Consider the following 26,558-nt stretch of genomic DNA (forward strand, 5'->3'; position numbering starts at 1 on the left):
AAATGCTGAAAATCAGAAGCTCGCATTACGTGGCGTACGTGGGAATGGAATAACATCTCTTACATTTTGTACGCCTGTGACATAGGCGATTAAACGTTCGAAACCTAATCCGAATCCGGAATGGGGAACGGTGCCATAGCGACGCAGATCACGATACCACCAGTAATCCTCTTTTTTCAGCCCCATCTCTTCCAGACGCGCATCCAGTACGTCCAGACGCTCTTCACGCTGTGAACCGCCGATAATCTCACCAATGCCAGGCGCTAACACATCCATCGCGGCCACGGTTTTACCGTCTTCGTTAAGGCGCATGTAGAACGCTTTGATGTCTTTCGGGTAGTTTTTCACAACGACAGGCGCTTTAAAGTGTTTCTCCGCCAGGTAACGCTCATGCTCAGAAGACAAATCAATGCCCCAGGAGACAGGGTTCTCAAATGTCTGGCCGCAGTTCATCAGAATCTCGACGGCATCGGTATAGTCGACCTGCGCAAAGTCTGTGGTGACGAAGCGCTCCAGACGAGCGATGGCGTCGTTATCAACGCGCTCGGCAAAGAACGCCATGTCGTCTGCACGTTCTTCCAGGACGGCTTTAAACACATACTTCAGCATGGCTTCCGCCAGATCGGCCGCATCATCCAGGGAGGCGAAAGCTATTTCCGGCTCCAGCATCCAGAATTCGGCGAGATGACGGCTGGTGTTGGAGTTTTCGGCCCGGAAGGTGGGGCCGAAGGTATAAATTTTTGACAGCGCACTGGCATAGGTTTCGCCGTTGAGCTGGCCGGATACCGTCAGGAAGGCTTCCTTACCAAAGAAGTCTTCTGAAAAGTCGACTTTGCCCTGATCGTCACGCGGCAGGTTTTCCAGATCCAGCGTTGATACGCGGAACATTTCACCCGCACCTTCGGTATCGGAAGCGGTAATCAGCGGCGTAGAAACCCAGAAATAGCCGTTCTCATGGAAGAAACGGTGCAGCGCCTGCGCCAGCGTGTGACGAACACGGGCTACGGCACCAATCAGGTTCGTGCGTGGACGCAGGTGGGCCACTTCACGCAAATACTCAATGCTGTGACGTTTGGCCGCCATAGGATAGCTGTCGGGATCTTCCACCCAGCCTACCACCTCCAGCTTTGTCGCCTGGATTTCAAACGCCTGCCCCTGGCCCGGAGATGCCACAACGGTACCGGTGACAATGACGGAGCAGCCGGTAGTCAGGCGCAGCACTTCGTCCTGGTAATTATTCAGAGAATTATTGACGACGGCCTGAACGGGATTAAAGCAGGAGCCGTCATACACGGCGATAAAGGACAGACCGGCTTTTGAATCTCTTCGGGTACGTACCCAACCACGTACGGTGACTTCACTGTCAACCGCGACGCGACCGTGCAGTACATCCGCTACAGGCACTACGCTCATAAATATCTCTCTATATAGAAGAAGTGTGTGAATGAATTCCCCAGACTGGGGTGTTGCTATGTTACTTGCGAGTCAACAGGAAACAAGCAAAATTCAGGGGGAAGGGCAGATTTATTGCCAGGAAAGCGGGGCGCAGAGCGCCCCAGTCACATAGCGCTTAGCTGGCTTTTTTTACCAGTGGCAGGTCAAAGGCTTTTCTCAAGGCTCTGACGAAGGCTTTATCCTGACAAATGGTTTTGCCCGGACTGTCTGACAGCTTGGCAACCGGCTTCCCGTTACACTGCACCAGCTTAATGACAATATTGAGTGGCGTCACGCCGGGGATATCGCAGGTCAGTCGGGTGCCAATGCCAAACACAACGTGAGTACGCTGACCAAAGTGGCGATAGAGCGCCAGCGCTTTATCCAGATTCAGGTTGTCGGAGAACACCAGGGTTTTACTCTGTGGATCTATGCCCAGTTGCTGATAATGCGCCAGGGCTTTTTCACCCCATTCAACCGGGTCGCCCGAATCATGGCGTAAACCCTGGTAACGGCGGGCGAAGACCGGGCCGAAGTCGCGCAGGAAGGCGTCCATAGCGATGCAGTCCGTTAACGCAATACCCAGTTTGTCATCATATTCATCCAGCCAGGCCTGTAACGCGGCCCGCTGGCTGTTCGCCAGCACCGGACTGATTTGCTGAAAAGCCTGAAACCATTCGTGCGCCTGCGTGCCGACAGGCGTCAGTTCAAGACGGCGGGCCAGATCATAGTTGCTGGTGCCCATCAGCCAGGGGAAGTCCTGCTTCAGCGTACTGACAATGGCTTCCTGCACCGACCGGGAATAGCGGCGACGGGTACCAAAATCCATCAACCGAAAACGTGACATATCGGTATCCGCAATTTGCGTTTTAAACGTCGCCAGTTTCTGGTGCAGAAAGTCCACGGCCTGCTGACTGCCGGTGTGTGGTGTACGATGGCGATGCACCACTTCGCTGATCAAGGCCAACAGGGGAACTTCCCACATGATGACCTCACGCCAGGGCCCCTGAATTCGGATGGCCAGCTTGCCGTTGTGATTTTGCACGTCGACCTGCTGAGGGTCATAGCGAAAATTGCGCAGCCAGTTAAGGTAGTCGTCAGCAAAAAAGGGGAGGTCAGATAACCAGGCATATTCGGCGTCGGTCAGCGCCAGCGTCTGCATGGCATTGATCGCTGCACGGATTTCGTCAGCATAAAAACCCAGTAACTCATCGCTGCGGCAACGAAACTCCGCCGCTACCGTAACATCATAGTAGCGGTGGAAGACGGCTTGCTGCATATGAAGCTTATACGCGTCAGTATCCAGCAGCGAAGTCAGTATCGGGGAAGCATGTCCTGTCATGGCGCGTTTCGGCATCCTGTTCGGTGGCGCAGAGCCCGGTGTATTAAACGTCACAAAGACGCAAAAGTATAAATCACTAACAGACGGCGATCACAGCATATTTCAGGATAGCGAGTCGAGGCCGAATTGTGTCATTGTTAAGAAAGTGTAGCCATTTTGCCCACGACATGCATTACGCATGGCAAGCTTAACGCATCAGGCTTAGACTTTAACGGGTAAACTATTCATTGCGAGACGAAATATGACGCAGCAGCCAAAAATAAAATATCGCCACGATTACCGGGCTCCCGATTATACCATCACCGATATTGATTTAACCTTTGAACTGGATGAGTCGACTACGCGCGTCACGGCCATTAGTCAGGTTAAACGCCAGGGTGATAACGGGGCTGAATTGCGTCTGGACGGTGAAGATCTGACCCTGATCTCGCTGGAAGTTAATGGCCAGGCCTGGACGGCTTATAAAGAGGAAGAAGGCGCACTGGTACTCAGCCAGTTGCCAGACAGTTTCACGCTGAAAATCGTGAATGACATCCATCCTGACCGCAACAGCGCGCTTGAAGGATTGTACAAGTCCGGTGAGGCACTTTGTACGCAATGTGAAGCCGAAGGCTTCCGCCATATTACCTGGTATCTGGATCGGCCGGATGTGCTGGCGCGTTTCACGACCACCATCATTGCCGATGGCAACCGCTATCCTTTCCTGTTGTCGAACGGCAACCGTATCGACAGTGGTCATGACGAGCAGGGACGTCACTGGGTTAAATGGCAGGATCCGTTCCCGAAGCCCTGCTATCTGTTTGCGCTGGTGGCAGGTGATTTTGACGTGCTGCGCGACAGCTTTACCACGCGTTCGGGGCGTGATGTCGCACTGGAGATCTTTGTTGACAGAGGCAATCTGGACCGCGCCGACTGGGCAATGACCTCGCTGAAAAACAGCATGAAGTGGGATGAAGAGCGCTTTGGCCTGGAGTATGACCTCGACATCTTTATGATTGTCGCGGTGGACTTCTTTAATATGGGCGCGATGGAGAATAAAGGGCTTAACATCTTTAACTCCAAATATGTGCTGGCAAAAGCCGAAACCGCAACCGATAAGGATTACCTGGGGATTGAGGCCGTGATAGGCCATGAATATTTCCACAACTGGACCGGCAACCGCGTCACCTGTCGTGACTGGTTCCAGTTGAGCCTCAAAGAGGGCCTGACCGTCTTCCGCGATCAGGAGTTCAGTTCAGACCTGGGATCGCGCGCCGTTAATCGTATCGATAATGTCCGTATCATGCGCGGCGCGCAGTTTGCTGAGGATGCCAGTCCGATGGCGCACCCGATCCGGCCGGATCAGGTGATCGAAATGAATAATTTCTACACCTTAACCGTGTATGAAAAAGGATCGGAAGTGATCCGCATGATGCATACCTTGCTGGGAGAGGAGAACTTTCAGAAAGGGATGCAACTGTACTTCAAACGGCATGACGGCAGCGCCGCCACCTGCGATGATTTTGTTCAGGCGATGGAAGACGCGTCTGGCGTTGATCTGTCTCAGTTCCGCCGCTGGTACAGCCAGTCAGGTACACCAACCGTCACGGTACGCGACGACTACAATCCGGAACTGGAGCAGTACACGTTGCACGTTACGCAACACACGCCACCGACAGCCGATCAGAAAGAAAAACTGCCGCTACACATCCCGCTGGATATCGAACTGTATGACGGCCAGGGCAAGGTGATTCCGTTGCAGCGCGATGGCCATCCTGTGCATCACGTCCTGAACGTGACGGAAGAGTTCCAGACGTTTACGTTTGATAACGTCTATTTCCAGCCGGTGCCGTCACTGCTGCGTGAATTCTCCGCACCTGTGAAACTTGATTACAAGTGGAGCGATGCCCAGCTCACCTTCCTGATGCGTCATGCCAGTAACGATTTTTCCCGCTGGGATGCGGCGCAAAGTCTGCTGGCAACCTATTTACGTCTCAATGTTGCGCGTCATCAGCAGGGGCAGCATTTGTCACTGCCGCTGCACGTTGCCGATGCTTTCCGCACCGTGCTGCTTGACGCAGACAGCGACCCGGCATTGACGGCGCTGATTTTGACATTGCCGAGTGAGAACGAAATTGCCGAGCTGTTTGAGATTATCGATCCGCAGGCCATTGCGCTGGTGCGCGAAGCGTTGGTCCGTACGCTGGCGCGTGAACTGGCGGATGAATTCTTTGCCGTGTATAACGCCAATCAGCAGGCGGACTATCACGTTGATCATGCGGAAACAGGCAAACGGTCACTGAAAAACATCTGCCTGTACTATCTGGCGTTTGGTGACATGGATCTGGCCGATAAACTGGTTCAGGCACAGTATCAGCGCGCGAATAATATGACCGATTCCCTGGCGGCACTCTCGGCCGCCGTGGCGGCGCAGTTGCCGTGCCGTGACGCCTTACTGGCTGACTATGACGATCGCTGGCATCGCGATGGCCTGGTGATGGACAAATGGTTTATGTTGCAGGCCACCAGCCCGGCGCAGAATGCGTTACTTAACGTGCGCCGGTTGCTGTCGCACCGTTCGTTCAGCATGGGGAACCCCAACCGTATTCGTTCATTGATCGGTGCCTTCGCATCGGGGAACCCCTCGGCCTTCCATGCCGAAGATGGCAGCGGCTATCGCTTCCTGGTCGAGATGTTGACGGATTTAAATACCCGAAATCCGCAGGTTGCGTCGCGCATGATTGAGCCATTGATTCGTCTGAAACGTTACGATACTCGCCGTCAGGCGCTGATGCGCCAGGCGCTGGAGCAGCTACAGGGTCTGGAGAAACTGTCGGGCGATCTGTACGAGAAAATTACCAAGGCGCTTAACGCCTGATGAAACGGCGGGCCATGGCCCGCCGTTTCATCAGCGCTGTTGCGCATAGCGCGGCGGTTTATCTGCCGCACTGCGACGCATCACCCGATCCAGCACCTCCGCTTCCAGCTCGGCCAGACGGGCGGAACCCCGCCGCCGGGGACGCGGCAAATCAACCTGCAAATCCAGCCCAATCCGACCTTCCTCAATCAGCAGAACCCGATCCGCCATTGCAACCGCTTCACTGACATCATGGGTGACCAACAGCACCGTAAAATTGTGTTGCTGCCACAGTGATTCAATCAGCTCCTGCATCTCAATTCGGGTTAACGCATCGAGCGCGCCGAGTGGCTCATCCAGAAGGAGCAGACCGGGGCGATGAATCAGGGCGCGAGCCAGTGCCACGCGCTGTTTCTGACCGCCAGACAGGGCGGCAGGCCAGTCACTGGCGCGATCGGCTAGCCCAACGGCCGCCAGCGCCTCGTGTGCGGCTTCCCGCCAGGCATTGCCCCGCAGACCAAGTGCCACGTTATCAATCACTTTTTTCCAGGGCAGCAGTCGCGCATCCTGGAACATCAGACGGGTTTCGTCGCGCGCCGTGTGCAATGGCGCAGTGCCGGCCAGTAGCTGACCCTCAGTGCTGTTTTCCAGCCCGGCCAGCAAACGCAGCAGGGTACTTTTGCCGCAGCCGCTGCGGCCCACGACGGCCACAAATTGTCCAGACGGTATGTGCAGGTCAATGTTATTAAGAATCGTACGCTCGCCATATTTTTTGCTGACGCCCTTTACACCAACCGGCGTACCGGCCGTCAGACGCGCCGGGATAGCGGAGTTAATCATGCTGCTTCCTCCTTATGTTGATAAGCCGGATGCCAGCGTAACCACACACGTTCCAGCAGTAGCGCACTGACATCGGCCAGTTTCCCCAGCAGGGCATAAAGAATAATGGCGACCATCACCACATCGGTTTGCAGAAACTCACGGGCATTCATGGCCAGGTAGCCAATCCCGGCGTTAGCGGAAATGGTTTCAGCCACAATCAGCGTGAGCCACATTAATCCCAGACCAAAACGCACGCCGACCATGATGCTCGGTAACGCACCCGGCAATATCACCTGGACAAACAGGCTCCAGCCCGATAAGCCATAGCTGCGTGCCATTTCAACCAGCCCCCGATCCACGTTGCGAATGCCGTGATACGTATTCAGATAAATCGGGAACAGTGTGCCCAGCGCCACCAGAAAAATTTTGGCGGTTTCATCGATACCAAACCACAGGATGACCAGCGGGATAAGCGCCAGATGAGGCACATTACGTAACATTTGTACCGAGGTATCCAGCAGGCGCTCGCCCAGACGTGAAGTGCCGGTAATCAATCCCAGCACTAACCCGATCGAACCGCCGATGCTAAAGCCCAGCAGCGCGCGCCAGCTGCTGATAGCCAGATTCCGCCACAGCTCGCCGCTGGCGGCCAGTTGCCAGAAGGTGGTGACGATCTTCTCCGGTGCTGGCAGGATACGGCTGGAGAGCCAGCCGGTCTGCGACGCAATCTGCCAGACCACGACCAGTAACACCGGTAACAGCCAGGGCACAAGCGCCGCTGAGAAGGATTGACGTAATCGGATCATGGCGATCTCCTCAGGCCCGTGCGGCTTTTTTCTCGGGGGTAAAATCGTTCGCAACTGCTTCACCGTGCGCCTGAACGACCCGAGGTTGAGGCACTTCAGGTATCTTCAGATCCAGATGGGGAAACAGCAGCTCGCCCACGCGATAGGCTTCTTCCAGGTGCGGATAGCCGGAAAGAATAAAGGTTTCAATGCCCAGCGCTTCGTACTCTTTCATTCGCGCCGCTACGGTTGGGGCATCGCCCACCAGCGCGGTACCGGCACCGCTGCGAACCAGCCCAACGCCAGCCCAGAGATTGGGGCTAATCTCCAGTTTGTCACGGCGACCTCCGTGCAGGGCGGCCATGCGTTGCTGCCCAACGGAATCGGTACGCTGGAAGGCGCTTTGCGCTCTGGCAATGGTGGCATCATCGACGTTAGCAATCAGTTTGTCGGCGGCCTGCCAGGCTTCTTCATTGGTTTCACGGACGATGACATGCAGGCGGATACCAAAACGAACCTGGCGGCCCTGAGCAGCGGCTTTAGCGCGCACCTGTTCAATTTTTTCTTTTACCAGTTCAGGCGGCTCGCCCCAGGTGAGGTATACATCAACCTGTTCAGCGGCCAGATCCTGAGCGGGCTCTGATGACCCGCCAAACCACAGCGGTGGACGAGGCTGCTGCACCGGCTTAAACATCAGGCGCGCCCCGCGCACATGCACATGCTTGCCCTCGTAGTCTACTGTTTCACCTTCCAGCACCCGGCGCCAGACGCGGGTGAACTCGGCCGATTCGGCATAGCGTTCACGATGGTCGAGGAAAACGCCATCACCTGCCAGCTCTTCGGGATCGCCGCCCGTTACCAGATTAAACAGCGCACGTCCGTTAGACAGGCGATCGAGCGTCGCGGCCTGGCGGGCGGCCTGAGTCGGTGAAATCACGCCAGGGCGCAGGGCAACCAGAAAGCGCAGGCGCTGAGTGACCGGAATTAATGAGGCGGCCACCAGCCAGGCATCTTCACACGAGCGGCCGGTCGGGATCAGCACGCCACCAAAACCCAGGCGATCGGCTGCCTGCGCGACCTGCTGCAGATACGCATGATCGACCGGGCGCGCACCTTCGGCCGTGCCAAGGTAGTGACCGTCACCATGGGTGGGCAGGAACCAGAATACGGAAACACTCATTTTTCTCTCCTTATTGCGTCACGCTACGGGGATGCCAGATGCGATCGGCAATTGATACTTTCACGGGAATCAGGTGATTGGCATAAAACAGATCGGCGGTTTTCTGTTGTAACGCAACAGTGTGCGCGCTGACCGGACTGACCGGGCTAGGGGGACGATGATCCAGATTACTGGCAATGACCGCCTCAGGCAGGCCAATGGAGGTGGCAAGCAGATGAATGCTCTGGTCACGTTCGCTGCGCGTCAGCGCTTCCGCATCGCTAAAGGTTTTGAGCGTTGCTAAGACAAAGTCATTATGGTTCTGGGCGAATACGCGCGTCGCAAGGTAGAACGGACCGGTCTGATTGAGTGTGGTACCGTCTTTTAAAACGCGAACGTGCCCCTGAAGCAGCACTGCGGAATAATAGGGATCCCATATCGCCCAGGCATCAACGTTACCCTGCTGAAAGGCCGCTCGGGCATCGGCAGGCGTAAGATAAACCGGCTGTATATCTTTGATTGACAGGCCGGCCTCCTCCAGTGCGCGCAGTAACAGATTGTGCGAGCTGGAGCCTTTCTGAAAGGCCACTTTTTTGCCCTTCAGGTCGGCCACCGATTTCAGCGGGCTGTCCTGGCTGACCAGAATCACCTCGGCTTTGGGCTTAGGCGGCTCCGAGCCGATATAGAGTAAATCTGCCCCCGCCGCCTGGGCAAAAATGGGTGGAATATCGCCGGTACTGGCAATATCAATACTGTTAACGTTCAGGGCTTCCAGCATTTGCGGCCCGGCTGGAAATTCAACCCACTGTATTTTGGTCTGAGGGAAACGCGTTTCCAGTAACCGGTGAGCTTTTGCCAGCACCATACTGACCGATCCTTTCTGGTAGCCGATACGCACCTGTTCGGGGGCTGGCTCAGCAGCATAAACCTGAGTTCCCGTTATCAACATCCCTGCCAGTAACCACGCGCTTACTATCCGTTTCATGCTTAATCCTTATACTGCCCAGGCAACCGGTTGATGACGGCGTGACAACGCCAGTGAGAAAGAATCCACCGCCTCATCCAGGCGGGTGGCCAGAAGGGGATCCAGTTCTGGCTGACGATCGTAATGCGTGATCTGTTTATCTTCGGCATAAACCCCATGAAGCACTTCTTCCGCTTTCAGCGCGTTTAAAACGGGCTTGAGTGCGTAATCCAGCGCCAGCATGTGGCCTGCGCTGCCACCACTGGCAAGCGGCAGCACGACTTTGTGGGCCAGTGCGCGTTCGGGCAACAGGTCCAGTACCGTTTTCAGCGCACCCGAGAAAGACGCCTTGTAAACGGGCGTAGCAATCACCAGACCATCGGCGGCAGACAAGTCCTCACTCAGCGCCAGAATCGCCGGGGAATCAAAGCGGGCGTTAATAAGGTCTTCCGGCTGAAAGTTATGAATATTCCAGGGAATAACTTCCACGCCGCGCGCTTCCAGTTTGTGCTGGCACAGCGCCAGTAACGAGGTGGACCGTGAAGGAAACCGTGGACTGCCTGCCAGGGTAAGCACTCGCATTCACTACTCCTTATAACTGAAAGTTATTGATTATCTGTTGTTGAGAACTCAGGCTTTCATCCTGGCAGAGGCCACGGCAGGGCTTAAATGATTTTTCTGACAATCTAAAGGTGAAAAGCGCAAAAGGAAGATAAGGCGTGGCATCTGGAATCCAGGAGAAAACCGCTACGACAAATCTTAAAAACGGCCTGGTAAGTAACGGGATACATTAATCCGGATGAATGAATTCTCTGTCGCAGATGGATTTCGTACATTTGGTTACTTGAATATCGCAATATTGAAATAAATCCATGAAAGAAAAGAGTGGTCTTTTCTGACTGTGAGTTATCAAAATGGAAAAAGCGAAAAAGATTCGATGTTTCAATGGGGTTTTGTGATGCCGTAAGCCTGAGTTTAAGACGGGTTCCACAAAAGTATCAGATAAACAGGGCCAGCATTTATAAAAATTTTAATGGAATTTCACAACTGGTTACAGGCGGCAGGGCGAAAGTGAAAAGGGGACTGATGTATTTATTAAATGATTTCTCAACAAAGTGACGAAAGGTAAGTGATTAAACTTTAGTTTTTCTTACGATGGTTTTTGCCTGTGCTGCCTCCGCACGATATTGAGGCAGGCATTTTGCGGCATCAGGCATTAAAATAACGCTGCTCAATGTAAGCGCCTGTTATTTTAAATATAACTATTCGCCCTTAGTCAGTGCCTGTCTCAGGCTGGTGGATTTTATTTTTCATTTTCTAACAGCAGAGAAATCATGTATGTCTGACATCCTGTTATCGGTCATTATTCCAACGTACAACGTTGAGAAATATATTGTTGAATGCGTTGACTCCCTGGTAAGTCAAATTCGCGCGCCGAATGAAATTATCATTGTTAACGACAGTTCGACTGACGGGACAGTGGCGTTAATTGAACAGCATTATGCGCACCTGCCCCATGTCAAGGTGATCACGATTCCGAATGGAGGAGCAGGCAATGCGCGTGACAAAGGCGTAGAGGCCGCTAAAGGACAGTTTGTTTTTTTCTGCGATCCTGATGATGTGGTGGTGGACGGCCTTGTCAGCGAACTGGCTCAGGTCATTGAGCATTATCCGGATACGGATTTGTTTTGTTTTAATTCCAGTGCTTACCGTGAAGACAAACCGGAAATTACGTGGCCGAAAGTCAGGCACGGCCTGTTTGGCATTCAGCGCCCGCAGGATGTCCTGTTGGGATTGTTACAAAACGGTTCGTATACTTCCGCCGCCTGGAATTATGTCGTGAAAAAAAGCGTCATCCAGCAGCATCAGTTACGTTTTATCGATCGTGTTCATGAAGACCATAATTTTACGTTATCGGTGTTTATGAAATGCAATCAGGTCTGGGTAAGCCGTCAAACCTATTACAAACAGCGCATCCGTGGCGGCTCACTGACCAACAGTAGCAAAAACCCGACCTTTTTTATTCAACGCTACAATGCATTTATTACAACCTTCAACACATTGTGCCGTTCACTGCATAAAAGTGAATTGAAAAAGGATTTAGAAAAAGCCTACCTGTTTCATTCCTTCCGGTTGATGATTTATTTGTCGCTCTACAACCAGACGCCCGTTCCTGACTATGTGCTTAATGCGATTCGTTATTTCGGGCGCAGAGTTAAAGCCAGTAGTCTGAAAGAGTGGCTGCTGTTCAACAGTCCGGAAACCTTCATTTTATTGCAAAGCCATAAAGTGAAAAAAGAACTCAAACGCGTTCCGTAATTCCGAAAAATGGCAAGTGATATTGTTTGCACCTGAGCGAAATGAGAAGGTGAGGCATGCAATGTGTATAAGGTTGTTGCGACATGGCAAAAGTGCTCGATAAAAGTTTAGTAGTCAATATCTTATCTTTGCTGGCGTACCGGGGAGCTTCTTTCCTGTTTCCGCTGGCGACCTTACCCTACCTGGCGCGCGTGCTGGGTGTCGATCATATGGGGATTCTGGCGTTGGCCATCGCCTGCGTACTTTACTGCAGTACGATTTCTGACTGGGGGTTCAATGTTTTTACGACTAAAGACATTGCCCACCACCGTGATGACAAGGCGCGCGTGACGCAACTCTTCTGGTCAACATTCAATGCCAAACTGATGCTGCTGCTGCTGACCAGCGGCACATTGCTCACGGCGACCTGGTTTAATCCGTCCTGGCATTCATTGTTTTTTATTATTCTGGCTAACTGCACCACATTAGTCGGTTCACTGTTTTCCTTTGGCTGGCTGATGCAGGGTTTTGAGAAGCTGGGTAAAACGGCGATGATCGCCACCTTTGGCAACTTTTGTGCCATCCCGCTGACGTTTTTACTGGTGAAAACACCAGACGATACCTGGCTGGCGGCGCTGATACCGGGCGCGGTATCCATTATTAACGCCATTATTACGCTGAAGTTTGTGCTGGAAATGAAGGTGATTGGCGCGTATCGCTTCGAACCGAAAGAGATCAAACAGCGCATTACCGACAGTGCAGATGTGTTTATCGCCATTGCCGGTGCTAACCTGTTTAACAGCGTAAACGTCGTGATTCTCGCCAGCTTTACCTCCCACTACATGGTGGGGATCTACAACGGTGCGGACAGGCTGCGCAAAGCCGCGAATTCTGTACCGGAGCAGATTGGCAGCGCGTTTTTCCCGCGCGTCAGCCATCTGTTTGGTCGCGATAAAGCGGCTGCGGTTGCTGCCACACGTAAAAGCCTGATGCTGTCTTTTGGCCTCAGTCTGTCTATTGTGATCTTTACCTGGCTGTTTGCCGATCAGGTGGTGTCATTGCTGTTAGGCAAAGACTTCCTGCCGTCAGCCGATGTTCTCCGCGTCTTTGTGCTGTGCTTCCTGTTCGGCAATATCGCCTATCCCGCCGGACTGCAGATTCTGATTCCGCACGGGCTGGCGCGTCAGCGCATGATGGTGATGATGGCCGCGGGCGTCGTCAACGTACCTGTTTGCTGTTTGCTGGCGTGGAAATTTGGCGCGATCGGCGCAGCATGGTCAATGGTGCTGGCGGAAGTGCTGGTCTGTATCGGTATTTTTGGCATTATGGTTCGCCACAATATCTGGCGTGACTATGCGTTTCCGGACAGGATGAATTCGCGCACGGCAAACGATTCCGTTGTGTAAGATCAAATCTGCGTCAAACAGTTTCCTCGCTTAACGCCCCACGATTTACTTTTGCGCCAGAGCACCTTACCATTCTGGCGCACAATTTCCTGTGCACTGATTTCCACCGTCGCTTCCGTCTTCCAGGAGAGTGCATGTTTTACTCAATCGTCCGACCGGCGTTATTCAGGCTCGATCCTGAGCGCGCGCACCATCTCACCTTTCAGCAGTTACGCTTTATGAGCGGCACGCCGCTGGAAGCCCTTATCCGCCAGCGTTTACCCTCGCGCCCCGTGACCTGTATGGGGCTGACGTTTGATAATGCGCTGGGCCTTGCGGCCGGGCTGGATAAAAATGCCGAGTGCATTGATGCGTTTGGCGCAATGGGATTTGGTTTTGTTGAAGTGGGAACGGTCACGCCACGGGCTCAGCCAGGTAACGATAAGCCGCGCATGTTTCGCTTAGTTGAAGCCGAAGGGATTATTAACCGCATGGGATTCAATAATCTCGGCGTGGATAATCTAGTGGAAAATGTCAAAAAATCCCGATTCAAGGGCGTGCTGGGCATCAATATTGGCAAAAATAAAGATACGCCAGTGGAGCAGGGCAAAGACGATTATCTGCTGTGCATGGAGAAAATTTATGCCCATGCCGGTTATATTGCCATCAATATTTCTTCACCGAATACGCCAGGTTTACGTTCTCTGCAATATGGTGAGGCGCTTGACGATCTGCTCAGTTCCATCAAAGCAAAACAAAAAGAACTGGAAAAGCGGCATCTCAAATATGTGCCTGTCGCTGTAAAGATCGCGCCGGATCTTTCTGAAGACGAGTTGATCCAGGTGGCTGACAGTTTAGTTCGCCACCAAATTGATGGCGTCATTGCCACAAATACTACGCTGGATCGTACCCTGGTGAATGGACTGAAATATAGCGAGGAAGCCGGGGGATTAAGTGGACGTCCGGTTCAGTCGCGCAGCACCGCCGTCATTCAGCGTCTGTCACAAGAGCTGCAGGGGCGTTTGCCCATTATTGGCGTGGGCGGAATTGATTCACTGACCGCGGCACGAGAAAAAATCGCTGCCGGCGCCACGCTCGTTCAAATTTATTCTGGTTTTATTTATAAAGGTCCGGGCTTAATTAAAGATATCGTGACCCACATCTAAGAGAATCGCTCTATTAATGCGCCGGGGGGTTTATTTCTCTCTCCGGCTCGTTTATATTTTGTCCTGTTGCACGATTTTTCAGCATTCATTATTCTTCGACAGATATTTTGCCTTTAGCACAGCGGTAAATACAGGGCACACGATGAAAATTAAACCCGATGACAACTGGCGTTGGTATTATGACGCCGAGCACGACCGGATGATGCTCGATCTGGCTGACGGTATGCTTTTTCGTTCCCGCTATGCACGCAAAATGCTGACACCGGATGCTTTCACGGAATCCGGATTTTGTGTTGATGACGCCGCGCTCTATTTCACCTTTGAAGAGAAGTGCCGCCAGAGCCCGTTAAGCAGTAATCAGCGCGCCGAACTGGTGTTAAATGCGCTGGTGGCCGCCCGCTTTCTAAAACCCCTGATGCCCAAAAGCTGGCATTTCTCCGCACATCGCCAGCCAATGCAACCTGCGGTCGGCGAGATGGTTGAGGTCACGCTGGCCGAGAATGGCGAGCAGGCACGTTTGCTGGTGGTTGAAAATGGCGATAACGCCGCGCTCTGCCTGCTGGCGCAGCCCGCGTTAACGCTGGCGGGCAAAGGAATGGTGTTAGGGGATGCGATTAAAGTGATGAACGACCGTCTTCAACCGCATCAGCAGGAAAAAACCACGCGTTATGCACGCGCGGTGTAACTTACTTCACATCAATATCGCCGGCAGGAATACAACTGCAACTCAATATTGTGCCATCCTCACGGATGGCACTCTGTTTTAGGGGCTTCACTTTTCCCGCCACCAGGGTGATTTTGCAACTGCCACACAAACCTGCCCGACACGAGTAGGGAATGCGGAACCCCTGGGCTTCGAGCTGCTCAAGCAAAATTTGCTGGTTATCGCCGCTGAATGTCTGGCCCTGATACGAAATCGTCACCGCATTGGGGGATTGCTGCTGCGGCTTGAGGGTTTCCACAACCTCTCCCGCACCATAGGCGCGTGGCGGCTGGCGTTTGACGACCTTGACGTCATCACCGACACGAATAATCCCACTGTTTAGCGCAATAAGGTTCAGGCCAAAATCAATGTCACCACTGCCGTCCTGTGCGGTGCGAAAGCCCTGAAGTGTGGCGAGAGGTTGTCCGTCAGGATGTTTCTGGCCATTTTCAACGCTAACCGTAGTAAACACGCAACGACTGCAGGGCTTAGGGACGGCAAAATGTACCTGACCTACCGTAATCTCCGCCCAGTTGTCTTCATCCCAGGCAGGCGCACCGCTGACCACCAGGTTAGGACGAAATTGCTCAACGCGCACGCTGGCCGGACAGCGCTGCTGCAGATCCCGCAGAGAGGCATTATTCACTAACAGATAAGGATAGCCATCGGCAAACCCCAGCGGCACCTCGGTGAAGCGCTTCACGCGGCGTGACGGCTGTGGTCCAGTCCAGCGCAGTTGGACCGGTCTTGGGAAAAAGGCACTCAGCCACTGGTTGATCGCCTCCGGCGCGATACGGGCGGTAAAGGTGTTTCCCCATACCTCTGTTGGCGCTTCCGTTTGCGTAAAATCGGCGAAGCGAATCAGCGACTGACTGCCGTCGGGCGCCTGTAAAAATAATCCCTCAGGGGTGACGGCGGGCGTAAACTGCACCATTTCCGGGAACTGGCGCGCAGTAATAAAAGTGCCATCGGGTTCGGTCACCATAAAAATGCGATCGAAGGTCAATCCGCTGTTGGCAGCCCAGGCATGGGAAACCTGCAACCCCCGCATTGATTTAACAGGATGAATAAACAAGCGGGAAAGCGTAATCATGACAGTCTCCTGAAGCAGGCGCGCAAGACAAAAGAAGCTAACTTTATGACATAGGTCTGCGATTCGCTATAATGCGCAACAATTTTCTCAAGAGTAAAAAGTGACGATATGAATTCTCTGTTTGCCAGCACGGCGCGTGGGCTCGAAGAGCTGTTAAAAAATGAGCTGGACGCGCTGGGCGCGCAGGACCTGCAAGTGGTACAGGGAGGCGTTCACTTCAAAGCTGACGATCGCGTCATGTATCAAAGCCTGATGTGGAGCCGTCTGGCGTCGCGCATTCTGCTTCCGCTGACGGAGGTGGGCGTGTACAGCGATCTCGATCTTTATCTTGGTGTGCAGGGCATTGACTGGCCTGCTACCTTTGGCAGCGATAAAACCTTTGTGGTGCATTTTAACGGGACTAACGAGGCAATCCGTAACAGTCAGTTTGGCGCGTTGCGTGTCAAAGACGCGATTGTTGACAGCTTTACCCGCCGCAATCTGCCACGACCGGATGTGGATCGTGAACAGGCGGAGATCCGCATTAACGTCTGGCTCGACGACGATCGCGCCAGCATTGCACTGGACCTCAGCGGCAGCGCATTACATCAGCGTGGTTATCGCCAGCAAACCGGTCAGGCGCCGTTGAAAGAGAACCTGGCCGCAGCCATTGTGATGCGTTCAGGCTGGCAAACAACTACGCCGCTCATCGACCCGATGTGTGGTTCCGGTACGCTGCTGATTGAAGCGGCACTGATGGCCTGCGATCGTGCGCCAGGTTTACTCCGGAGCCAGTGGGGCTTTACGGCCTGGGCCGGCTTTAACGAAAGCCTGTGGCTGGACGTTAAACGCGATGCGCAGGCGCGGGCCCGTGCGGGCACGGCGGCCTGTCAGGCACGTTTTTATGGTTTCGATAATAATGGCCGGGTGCTGGAATGGGCGAAAGCCAACGCCCGCCGCGCAGGCGTTTTCGAGTTGTTCACCTTTGGGCAACAGGACCTGCTGAAGCTGAACAATCCGCTTGAGAACGGCGTAACGGGCACGGTACTGAGTAACCCACCGTACGGTGAGCGTCTGGAAAGCGAGCCTGCGCTTATTGCCCTGCACAGTCAGTTGGGGCGGCTGATGAAGCAGCATTTTGCGGGCTGGAACTTATCGCTGTTCAGCGCCTCACCCGAGCTGCTCAGTTGCCTGCAACTGCGCGCCGATCGACAGTTCAAGGCGAAAAACGGACCACTGGACTGCGTACAGAAAAATTATCAGTTATCTGCCGCCAGTGGTGAGCGCGCCAGCCAGATTGCCGAAGATTATGCTAACCGCTTGCGTAAAAACCTGAAGAAGCTCGATAAATGGGCGCGCCAGGAAGGGATTGAGTGCTATCGCATTTATGATGCCGATCTGCCTGACTACAACGTGGCGGTGGATCGCTATGCGGACTGGGTAGTGGTACAGGAATATGCGCCACCGAAAACTATCGACGCAAATAAAGCCCGTCAGCGCCTGTTCGATGTTATCAGCGCGACGCTCAGCGTGCTGGAGCTGCCGTCCAGCCGCCTCATCCTGAAAACCCGCGAACGCCAAAAGGGCAAAGCGCAGTATCAGAAACTGAGCGAGAAGGGCGATTATTTCGAGGTGCAGGAATTCAATGCCCGCTTCCTGGTGAATCTGACCGATTACCTGGACACCGGGTTGTTCCTCGATCACCGTATCGCGCGCAAAATGCTGGGCCAGATGAGCCAGGGCAAAGATTTCCTGAATTTGTTTGCCTACACCGGAACCGCCAGCGTCCATGCGGGGCTGGGCGGCGCGCGTTCTACGACCACAGTGGATATGTCGCGCACCTATCTGGAATGGGCGGAACGGAACCTGCGGCTGAATGGCCTGACAGGCCGTCAGCATCGCTTATTGCATGCGGACTGCCTGAGCTGGCTGAATGAAACTGATGAAAATTTCGATCTGATCTTTATCGATCCGCCTACGTTCTCAAACTCTAAACGTATGGAAGAGAGTTTCGATGTGCAGCGCGACCATATGATGCTGATGCGCAATCTGAAGCGTCTGCTGCGCAAAGGCGGCACCATCATGTTCTCGAATAACAAACGTGGTTTCAAAATGGATCTGGACGGCCTTAAGGCATTAGGCCTTCAGGCGCAGGACATCACACAGAAAACCCTGTCACAGGATTTTGCGCGTAATCGCCAAATTCACAACTGCTGGCTGATTACACATGCCGGTAAGGAATAAGCTACATGTCATTAATTAGTATCCACGGCGCTTATCTCTCCTTCAGCGATGCGCCGCTGTTAGATAACACCGAGCTGCACATCGAAGAGAATGAGCGCGTGTGTCTGGTTGGTCGTAACGGTGCGGGTAAATCCACATTGATGAAAATCATCAACGGCGAGCAACCGCTGGATGATGGTCGCATCATTTATGAGACCGATCTGGTCGTCGCACGTCTGCAACAGGATCCGCCGCGAAATATTACCGGCTCGGTTTACGACTTTGTGGCAGAAGGCGTACAGGAACAGGCGGAGCATCTGAAAGCCTACCACGCGATTTCCCATCAGGTCATGGAGGATCCGAGCGACAGGAACCTCAATGAGATGGCACGCTTGCAGGGCATTCTGGATCACCACAATCTGTGGCAACTGGAAAGTCGCATCAATGATGTGTTGCAGCAGATTGGCCTGTCGCCGGATACGGAGCTGTCGTCGTTATCGGGCGGCTGGTTACGTAAAGCCGCGCTCGGACGCGCGCTGGTCAGTAATCCACGCGTACTGATGCTGGATGAGCCAACGAACCACCTGGATATTGAAACGATTGACTGGCTGGAAACCTTCCTGAAAAGTTTCAGCGGCAGCATCGTGTTTATCTCTCATGACCGTTCGTTTATTCGCAATATGGCCACCCGTATCGTGGATCTGGATCGTGGCAAACTGGTTTCGTGGCCGGGTAACTACGACGCCTATCTGGAAGGCAAAGAAGAAGCCTTGCGCGTTGAAGAAATGCAAAACGCCGAGTTTGATCGCAAGCTGGCACAGGAAGAAGTGTGGATACGTCAGGGGATTAAGGCGCGCCGTACCCGTAATGAAGGCCGCGTTCGCGCGTTAAAAGCCCTGCGTCGCGAGCGCTCAGAGCGCCGTGAGGTGATGGGTAAAGCCAATATGCAGGTCGGCGAAGCGTCCCGTTCCGGCAAAATTGTCTTTGAGCTGGAGAATGTCGATTACGCGGTAGACGGCAAGCAACTGGTCAACGATTTCTCGGCGCAGGTTCAGCGCGGCGACAAGATTGCCCTGATTGGCCCAAATGGCTGTGGCAAAACCACCTTACTGCGCCTGATGCTGCAACAGCTTAAGGCCGACCATGGCCGCGTGCATTCAGGCACCAAGCTTGAAGTGGCCTATTTCGATCAGCATCGTGCAGAACTCGATCCCGACAAAACGGTGATGGATAACCTCGCCGAAGGGAAGCAGGAAGTGCTGGTGAACGGTAAGCCCCGCCATGTGCTGGGTTATCTGCAGGACTTCCTGTTCCATCCCAAGCGGGCGATGACACCTGTCAGAGCGCTGTCCGGTGGAGAACGTAACCGCCTGCTGCTGGCGCGTTTGTTTCTGCGCCCAAGTAACCTGATGATCCTCGATGAACCGACCAACGACCTTGATGTGGAAACACTGGAACTGTTGGAAGAGCTTATCGACGGCTATCAGGGCACCGTGCTGCTGGTCAGCCACGATCGTCAGTTTGTGGATAACACCGTGACGGAGTGCTGGATCTTTGAAGGCAATGGTGAGATTGGCACCTTCGTCGGGGGTTATCACGATGCCCAACAGCAGCGTGCGGCCTATAAGCAGCAAAAAACGCAGGTGACCGCGAAAGCGAAAGAGGCAAATCGTGCCGCTCAGTCTGCTGAACCGAAAAATGAATCTGCCAAACGCAGCGCGAACAAACTAAGCTATAACCTGACGCGTGAGCTGGAGCAGTTACCGCAAAAACTGGAACAGTTAGAGGCGCGTATCGGCGAACTGCAGGCAAGCATGAGCCACCCGGATTTCTTCAGCCAGCCGCACGATAAAACGCAGCCGGTGCTGGATGAACTGGCTCAGGTGGAAGCGCAGCTGGAAACCGCGTTTGCGCGTTGGGAAGAACTGGAATCAATGAAAAACGGCGGCTAGCGATAAGGGTCAGGGAATGTGTTCTGCAGACAAAACCAGTGCGTGGATGCTTTGTCCACAATGCGACCTGATGGTCAAACTGCCGGATATCCCTGTTGGCAGCCGCGCGTCATGCCCGCGCTGCCACACGTCCCTGACAGTCAACTGGTCAGAGCCATGCAAACGTCCCACCGGCTATGCGCTGGCGGCACTGTTTATGTTAGTCCTGGCCAATCTGTTCCCGTTTATCACCATGAAAGTGGCTGGGCTCTCCAGCCAGATTAGCCTGATGCAAATTCCTGGTGTCATGGTGGCCGATGACTATGCCAGCCTGGCCACCCTGTTTCTGCTGTTTGTTCAGGCGATTCCGGCGTTTTGCATGGTCACGCTGGTCCTGCTGGTCAACCAGGTCAAGATGCCCCTTAGCCTGAAACTGGGGCTGGCGCGTATTCTGTTTCATATGCGGAGCTGGGGCATGGCCGAAATTTTTATGGCCGGTGTGCTGGTAAGTTTTGTGAAGCTCATGGCCTATGGCGAAATCAGCCTTGAAACCAGTTTCTGGCCCTGGTGTCTGTTTTGTCTTTTACAACTGCGGGCGTTTCAGTGCCTGGACCGTCGCTGGCTCTGGCTGCAAATTGAGCCACCGCCGCCTTTGCCGCATGCGCCACAGCCCGGCATTAGCGGACTCAGGCAGGGGCTGCGCTCCTGTCCTTGCTGTACGGCGATCTTGCCCGTGGCGCAGCAGGAATGCCCCCGTTGTGGCGTAGTCGCCCATGCCCGACGTAAGCACAGCCTGCAGTGGACCATGGCACTGCTGATCACCTCCGTTATGCTCTACGTGCCGGCCAATCTGCTGCCCATCATGATTACGGAAACCCTGGGCTCCGCGATGCCGTCCAACATCATGGCTGGCGTCATTTTGCTGTGGGGCGATGGCTCTTATCCGGTCGCGCTGGTGATTTTCATCGCCAGTATTATGGTGCCGTCTCTGAAAATGCTGGCGATTGGCTGGCTGTGCTGGGATGCCAGTGGGCGAGGGCAGCGCGACAGCCACAAAATGCACCGGATTTATGAAGTCGTTGAGTTTGTGGGGCGCTGGTCAATGATTGACGTCTTTGTGATTGCCGTGCTTTCTGCGCTGGTGCGCATGGGGCAATTAATGAAAATTTATCCGGCATGGGGAGCGGTGTTGTTTGCGTTGGTGGTGATTCTGACCATGATTGCGGCAATGACGTTTGACCCGCGCTTAACCTGGGATCGTGCTGGTGAGAAAAACATGAAGGAGCCGCATCTTGACGGAAAATAATCACGGTTATGCCAAAGTGGACCAGATCAAGCGCTGGTCACCGGTATGGATCGTCCCTATTGTCACGTTATTAATAGGCGGCTGGATTCTGTTTTATCACTTCAGCCATCAGGGGCCCGAAGTGACCCTGATCACCGAGAGTGCAGAAGGGATCGAAGCGGGCAAAACCACGATTAAAAGTCGCAGCGTGAACGTTGGCGTGGTGGAAAGTGCGGTGCTGACGGACGATCTTCATCATGTGGAAATTAAAGCCCGACTGAATGCCGGTATGGAAAAACTGTTGCACAGCGACAGCGTCTTCTGGGTAGTTAAACCGCAGGTGGGCCGTGAAGGGATCACCGGTCTGGGCACGTTACTTTCCGGGGCCTATATTGAGCTGCAGCCTGGCACCAAAAAAGCGCCTCTGGAGCAGTACACCCTGATGGATTCACCGCCGCTTGCGCCGCCGGATGCCAAAGGTATCCGGATTACGCTCGACAGTAATAAAGCAGGCCAACTGAATCCGGGCGATCCGGTTCTGTTCCGCGGTTTTCGTGTCGGCACCGTTGAAACCAGCACGTTCGACACGGATAAACGCCTGATGACCTATCAGCTGTTTATCGCCGCGCCTTACGATCGCCTGGTGACGACCAATGTGCGCTTCTGGAAAGACAGCGGCATCGCGGTCGATATGTCGGCCTCAGGGATGCGCGTCGAAATGGGATCCCTGACCACGCTGTTTAGCGGCGGAGTGAGTTTTGACGTCCCGGACGGGTGGGATTTAGGCAAAGCGGCGCAGAATCAGGCTGAATATCATTTGTTCGACGATCAACGCAGTATTCAGGATTCGCTGTACACCAATCATATCGACTATCTGATGTTCTTCTCGGATTCGATTCGTGGCTTGCAGGTGGGCGCGCCGGTTGAATTCCGCGGCATTCGTCTGGGTACCGTTGCGGAAGTGCCGTTCATGAATGCGGGCACCGCTCAGGCGTTAAATAATGATTATCGCGTGCCGGTGTTAATTCGTATTGAACCCGATCGCTTTATTAACCGTTTAGGGCAAAACTTCGATCTTGAGCAGCATCTGCAGGATGGTAAGAAACGTGGCCTGCGCGCAACGTTGAAAACGGGCAATTTGCTGTCCGGTGCGCTGTATGTGGATATCGACTTCTATAATAACGCACCGCCGTATACCGGTCCGGATAAGGTCGCGGGATACGAAGTAATTCCAACAGTAAGCGGCGGCCTCAGTCAGATCCAGCAAAAACTGATGGCGGCGCTGGATAAGATTAACAGTTTACCGCTGAACAACATGGTGACGGAAGCCACGGGCACACTGAAAGAGAGTCAGAAGACGCTCAGGGATCTGCAGCGTACTATTGATAACATCAATGTGGTGACCAGCAGTCCGGCGATGAAGACCTTGCCAGAAGAAACGCAGCAGACGCTTCGTGAGCTGAACCGTAGCATGAAAGGGTTACAGCCAGGCTCCCCGGCTTACAGCAAGCTGGTGGGCGATATGCAACGGCTTGATCAGGTGCTGCGTGAACTTCAGCCCGTGTTAAAAACGTTAAATGCGAAAAGTAATGCGTTAGTGTTTGAGGCCAAACCGGGACAGGATCCCCAGCCAAAGAGGGCGAAACAATGAAAAAAGGATTAATGCTTTTTGCCGCTCTCGCACTGAGTGCCTGTAGCAGTACGGTCAATACCACCTATTATCAGCTGCCCTCGGGGGCAGCCTCAATGCAGGTGATAAGCAGCGAGGCGAATGCGCAGCCGACATTATGGGTGCAGCAAATTACGGTCCCCGACTATCTGGCGGGCAATGGGCTGGTCTATCAGACCAGCGACGTAAAATATGTCATTGCCGCTAATAATCTGTGGGCCAGCCCGCTCGATCAGCAATTGCAACAAACGTTGATCACTAATCTGACGAAAGCGTTACCCGGCCGTCTGGTTACCCAGACGCTTATCGGTCAGGAGCACGATACGCTGAGCGTAACGGTGAATGATTTCCAGGGCCGTTATGATGGCAAGGCGGTTATCAGCGGTCAGTGGACACTGGAACATCAGGGGCGCTTCACAAAGCAGGCTTTTAATCTGGTGCTACCGCAGCGGGAAGATGGCTATGATTCGCTGGTTAAAACGCTGGCACAGGGCTGGCAGCAAATCGCACAGCAGATTGCACGCGGTGCAACCACGGCAGAGTCAACCGCAACAGGGCTTTAGTTAACGTGTTGTTTCAGCACATATAATTTTTCTGACGTTTTCCAGGCTTTCTTTATAAATCATACGGATATCGTCACAGTTTCATAGGGTGAAACAGAAAGTATATGTCTGGAGCAGGTCATATTTGTGACACTGGCGTGAATATTGCGCATTGATCTTTTCATACAGAGCGAGTAAAACAAAAGGGTGGCTGAACATTAATTCGCCACCTTTTTCTTTCCACCAGATTCCACAGACCTTACATGAGGGACACGGAGTATGAAGAGACAGAAACGAGACCGCCTTGAGCGCGCCCATTCACGTGGTTATCAAGCTGGCATTACAGGACGCTCTAAAGAGATGTGTCCGTATCAAATGATAGACGCTAAGTCTCACTGGTTGGGAGGTTGGCGACAAGCCATGGAGGACAGGTCGGCTGCGGCTTAGCCGGATGTCACTGAAAAGGGATATAACCTCCGCACTGTGCGGAGGTTTTCGTTTCTGTGGAATGAAACGTCAGAATGCAGCAGTATCTTTGAACAGGCCAACTTTCAGATCGCTGGCTGTATAGATCAAATTCCCGTCAACAAACACTTCACCATCTGCCACGCCCATAACCAGTTTACGGTTAATCACGCGTTTAAAGTGAATGCGGTAGGTGACTTTTTTCGCGTCTGGCAGAACCTGACCGGTGAATTTAACTTCACCCACGCCCAGCGCGCGGCCTTTTCCTTCGCCACCCAGCCAGCCGAGATAGAAGCCAACCAGTTGCCACATCGCATCCAGGCCCAGACAGCCAGGCATCACCGGATCACCAATGAAATGGCAGCCAAAGAACCACAGATCTGGATTGATATCCAGTTCAGCTTCCACGAAGCCTTTATCATATTTCCCGCCGTCCTCGGTCATTTTGACTACGCGGTCCATCATCAGCATATTGCCGGAAGGGAGTGGCGGACCATTTTCGCCGAACAGTTCACCGCGACCAGACAGGATCAGGTCTTCTTTGGTATAGGATTCGCGTTTATCTACCATGTTCTTATTAAGCCTTCTTTTAGTGAATCACGAATATTAGCGAACAGTTGTACACTGAGCAAATGAGATTAACGGTGGTTGAACCAGTTAAGCCATCTCAACGGCCATGCCCGAGGGGTGGGCTCAGGCTGATTCATCTGACTGATGCGCTCCTGAATCGTACGCAGCAGGCATTCGCCTTCGCCGTCTTCCGTGTTCCAGACTTTTCCGGTCAGTAAGGGCAACGCTTCATCAGCCGTATCGATTGCCCAGATATGGAAACGACCGGCTTCGACTGCACTCACAACCTGCTGATTCAGACTCAGGTGGCGCACATTGCAGGCAGGAATAATCACACCTTGCTGACCCGTGAGCTCACGCTGATGGCAGATGTCGAAGAAGCCTTCAATTTTCTCATTCAGGCCACCGACCGGCTGGACGTTACCAAACTGATCGACCGAGCCCGTGACCGCAATTTGCTGATTTAGCGGTGTATCGGCAAGGGCACTGATCAGAGCACACAGTTCTGCCAGCGACGCGCTGTCGCCGTCAACTTCCGAATAGGATTGTTCAAACACCAGCGAAGCAGAAAAAGGCAGTTGCTGATCTAACTCCAGCTCCGCAATAAGATAGGCCTGCATAATCATCATGCCTTTAGCATGAATATTGCCGCCCAGCTCCGCTTTGCGTTCGACGTCGGTAAATTCACCGTCGCCAGGATGAACCACGCAGGTGATACGGCAGGGATCGCCCCAGGCCCGCGGGTGACCGGGATATTCCACGACGGAAAGACCGTTGATCTGGCCCACCACTTCGCCTTCCGTTTCGACCAAAATCTGGCGCAGCAAAATCTCATCACGCATGCGTTCATTCAGATAATTTTCGCGCCACAGACGTGCTTCCAGCGCGTCACGCAAGGCTTCAGCGTTTAGTGTTTCACCCATCAACGCGGTCTCACGCAGCTGACGCAGCAGCCAACGTGGACAAAGGGGATAGGTTTCCTGATCGCCACTATAGCGAACGCCTTCTTTGATGAGCTCAGGCCAAAAGTCCTCATCTGGCGCAGCGATATCAGCCTGTGCGGCCAAATCTACTGTCCAGCGGCACCATGCCAGCACATCATCTTCATCCACAATTTGAAGGTTTTCTTCAAATTCAGTGTAAATCGCCATCTCATGCGCTTCGGCATCCAGCTCCTGAAAATCAGCGAGCGTATCGCGTTCGCCACAGAGCACCAGATTTAACTTCAGCGGAAGCGGCGGGACAGAGACAGGCAAAGGGCGGCGCTCATCCTGCGACAGCCATTCGAGGTAGCCTTGCTCAATGCTTCTTTTCAGCCGCAGCCAGAGCAGGGGCTGAGCGAGGAGCGCACGGAGTGAAAGCACCAGCGTTCCGCCATTGGCACGATGGATCAGACCAGGTTCCAGCTGAATACGATCTTTATGTACCCGGACACAGCCAAACAGCTGCTCCTGCTCAATCCAGTCGGCAAAATGCACACCACCCTGGCTGGTAAAAGGACGCTGACTGTCAGTGGGCGGCTGCAACGTGACGTTGTCGGCCAGGATATGATAATCCCCGCCCGCCAGGGACGAAGCGGTGCCCATTACGCGCCGTGCCGCACTGGCGATCAGCGAGAGATAATCGCGGTTTTCCTGGCTGCGAACCAGCAGCAAAGGAAAACCCTGACTCTGATGGTGCAAGTGGGCCAGCGCATTCAGCAATCGGGGCTGCACCGTTGCTAAAGCATCGGTTTCTTCATCAGCAATTCGGGAGAAAACGGATTGATATTGCGCGCTATCCGGCTGTAAGGTTTGCCACGTGAGTTGAGTGCTGGTCAAAATAATCGCATTTGTCTGTTTTGAGAAAAGCGAGATTATACAGGATTCACTGTGCTTAAGCACTGCGGAGTTCAATCAGAAGTTGTG

General features: G+C 53.6%; 21 protein-coding genes. 11 read left to right on the top strand and 10 right to left on the bottom strand.

Going from position 1 to position 26,558, the window contains the following annotated elements:
* Positions 1-12 precede the first annotated feature (12 nt).
* Both asnS and pncB read right to left on the bottom strand, forming a co-directional pair.
* Entirely contained in the window at positions 13-1,413 is a 1,401-nt protein-coding gene (asnS, locus tag C7434_RS02740; protein ID WP_039341285.1) for an asparagine--tRNA ligase, read from the bottom strand.
* Positions 1,414-1,570: 157 nt separating this feature from the next.
* Entirely contained in the window at positions 1,571-2,776 is a 1,206-nt protein-coding gene (gene pncB / locus C7434_RS02745) for a nicotinate phosphoribosyltransferase (protein WP_006118645.1), read from the bottom strand.
* A 241-nt stretch (positions 2,777-3,017) separates the two neighbouring features.
* Between pncB and pepN the strand changes: the two genes are divergently transcribed.
* A complete protein-coding gene (gene pepN / locus C7434_RS02750; RefSeq protein WP_039341279.1) occupies positions 3,018-5,633 on the top strand; it encodes an aminopeptidase N in 2,616 nt (871 codons plus the stop codon).
* Positions 5,634-5,663: 30 nt separating this feature from the next.
* Here pepN and ssuB read toward each other — a convergent pair whose 3' ends face one another.
* The 5 genes from ssuB to ssuE are packed head-to-tail and all read right to left on the bottom strand — an operon-like array spanning position 5,664 to position 9,924.
* Positions 5,664-6,452 carry an aliphatic sulfonates ABC transporter ATP-binding protein gene (gene ssuB / locus C7434_RS02755; protein WP_033737625.1) on the bottom strand — a complete coding sequence of 263 codons (789 nt, stop codon included), beginning with the start codon at positions 6,450-6,452 and terminating at the stop codon, positions 5,664-5,666.
* Positions 6,449-7,240, bottom strand: a complete 792-nt coding sequence (gene ssuC / locus C7434_RS02760; protein ID WP_033737624.1) for an aliphatic sulfonate ABC transporter permease SsuC — start codon at positions 7,238-7,240, stop codon at positions 6,449-6,451. Before ssuC ends, ssuB begins: the two co-directional genes overlap by 4 nt.
* Before the next feature lie 10 nt (positions 7,241-7,250).
* Entirely contained in the window at positions 7,251-8,399 is a 1,149-nt protein-coding gene (ssuD, locus tag C7434_RS02765; RefSeq protein ID WP_033737623.1) for an FMNH2-dependent alkanesulfonate monooxygenase, read from the bottom strand.
* 10 nt (positions 8,400-8,409) lie between these two features.
* Complete coding sequence (locus tag C7434_RS02770) at positions 8,410-9,363, bottom strand: sulfonate ABC transporter substrate-binding protein (RefSeq protein ID WP_033737622.1); 954 nt, start codon at positions 9,361-9,363, stop codon at positions 8,410-8,412.
* Positions 9,364-9,372: 9 nt separating this feature from the next.
* A complete protein-coding gene (ssuE, locus tag C7434_RS02775; RefSeq protein WP_039341268.1) occupies positions 9,373-9,924 on the bottom strand; it encodes an NADPH-dependent FMN reductase in 552 nt (183 codons plus the stop codon).
* 756 nt (positions 9,925-10,680) lie between these two features.
* On the opposite strand from ssuE, the gene C7434_RS02780 reads away from it, so the two are divergent.
* The 4 genes from C7434_RS02780 (at position 10,681) to C7434_RS02795 (ending at position 14,876) form a co-directional block, all read left to right on the top strand.
* Positions 10,681-11,661: a glycosyltransferase family 2 protein gene (locus C7434_RS02780; RefSeq protein ID WP_033737620.1), complete on the top strand. Its 981-nt coding sequence runs from the start codon at positions 10,681-10,683 to the stop codon at positions 11,659-11,661.
* Positions 11,662-11,744: 83 nt separating this feature from the next.
* Positions 11,745-13,046: a flippase gene (locus tag C7434_RS02785; RefSeq protein ID WP_133745114.1), complete on the top strand. Its 1,302-nt coding sequence runs from the start codon at positions 11,745-11,747 to the stop codon at positions 13,044-13,046.
* Positions 13,047-13,180: 134 nt separating this feature from the next.
* Positions 13,181-14,191 (top strand): quinone-dependent dihydroorotate dehydrogenase, encoded by a 1,011-nt coding sequence (pyrD, locus tag C7434_RS02790; protein ID WP_033737618.1) that lies wholly within the window; start codon positions 13,181-13,183, stop codon positions 14,189-14,191.
* A 142-nt stretch (positions 14,192-14,333) separates the two neighbouring features.
* Positions 14,334-14,876 carry a cell division protein ZapC gene (locus C7434_RS02795; protein ID WP_006118654.1) on the top strand — a complete coding sequence of 181 codons (543 nt, stop codon included), beginning with the start codon at positions 14,334-14,336 and terminating at the stop codon, positions 14,874-14,876.
* A 1-nt stretch (position 14,877) separates the two neighbouring features.
* Here the strand turns inward: C7434_RS02795 and C7434_RS02800 are convergent, their stop codons facing one another.
* Positions 14,878-15,987 (bottom strand): YcbX family protein, encoded by a 1,110-nt coding sequence (locus C7434_RS02800; protein WP_033737617.1) that lies wholly within the window; start codon positions 15,985-15,987, stop codon positions 14,878-14,880.
* Positions 15,988-16,095: 108 nt separating this feature from the next.
* Here C7434_RS02800 and rlmKL point away from each other — a divergent pair, with 108 nt between their 5' ends.
* The 6 genes from rlmKL to rmf all read left to right on the top strand — a co-directional run bounded on the left by rlmKL (position 16,096) and on the right by rmf (position 24,063).
* Positions 16,096-18,210, top strand: coding sequence for a bifunctional 23S rRNA (guanine(2069)-N(7))-methyltransferase RlmK/23S rRNA (guanine(2445)-N(2))-methyltransferase RlmL (rlmKL, locus tag C7434_RS02805; protein ID WP_133745115.1), 2,115 nt, complete (start codon positions 16,096-16,098; stop codon positions 18,208-18,210).
* Positions 18,211-18,215: 5 nt separating this feature from the next.
* The gene (locus C7434_RS02810) at positions 18,216-20,141 is read left to right on the top strand and encodes an ABC transporter ATP-binding protein (RefSeq protein ID WP_033737615.1); all 1,926 of its coding nucleotides are present in this window, start codon (positions 18,216-18,218) and stop codon (positions 20,139-20,141) included.
* 16 nt (positions 20,142-20,157) lie between these two features.
* A complete protein-coding gene (gene pqiA, locus C7434_RS02815) occupies positions 20,158-21,426 on the top strand; it encodes a membrane integrity-associated transporter subunit PqiA (protein ID WP_133745116.1) in 1,269 nt (422 codons plus the stop codon).
* Entirely contained in the window at positions 21,413-23,056 is a 1,644-nt protein-coding gene (gene pqiB, locus C7434_RS02820; protein WP_033737613.1) for an intermembrane transport protein PqiB, read from the top strand. The genes pqiA and pqiB overlap by 14 nt, the downstream gene beginning before the upstream one ends.
* On the top strand, positions 23,053-23,637 hold the full coding sequence (pqiC, locus tag C7434_RS02825) for a membrane integrity-associated transporter subunit PqiC (protein ID WP_033737612.1): 585 nt from the start codon (positions 23,053-23,055) through the stop codon (positions 23,635-23,637). Before pqiB ends, pqiC begins: the two co-directional genes overlap by 4 nt.
* A 258-nt stretch (positions 23,638-23,895) precedes the next feature.
* Entirely contained in the window at positions 23,896-24,063 is a 168-nt protein-coding gene (gene rmf / locus C7434_RS02830; protein ID WP_006118662.1) for a ribosome modulation factor, read from the top strand.
* Between the two features lie 69 nt (positions 24,064-24,132).
* On the opposite strand, the gene fabA is transcribed toward rmf, so the two are convergent.
* Positions 24,133-24,651 carry a bifunctional 3-hydroxydecanoyl-ACP dehydratase/trans-2-decenoyl-ACP isomerase gene (gene fabA, locus C7434_RS02835; protein WP_006118663.1) on the bottom strand — a complete coding sequence of 173 codons (519 nt, stop codon included), beginning with the start codon at positions 24,649-24,651 and terminating at the stop codon, positions 24,133-24,135.
* Between the two features lie 68 nt (positions 24,652-24,719).
* Positions 24,720-26,546, bottom strand: a complete 1,827-nt coding sequence (locus C7434_RS02840) for a Lon protease family protein (protein WP_110267709.1) — start codon at positions 26,544-26,546, stop codon at positions 24,720-24,722.
* Between the last annotated feature and the right edge of the window lie 12 nt (positions 26,547-26,558).

It is taken from the genome of Pantoea sp. PNA 14-12, assembly GCF_004364735.1.
Taxonomy (GTDB): domain Bacteria; phylum Pseudomonadota; class Gammaproteobacteria; order Enterobacterales; family Enterobacteriaceae; genus Pantoea; species Pantoea stewartii.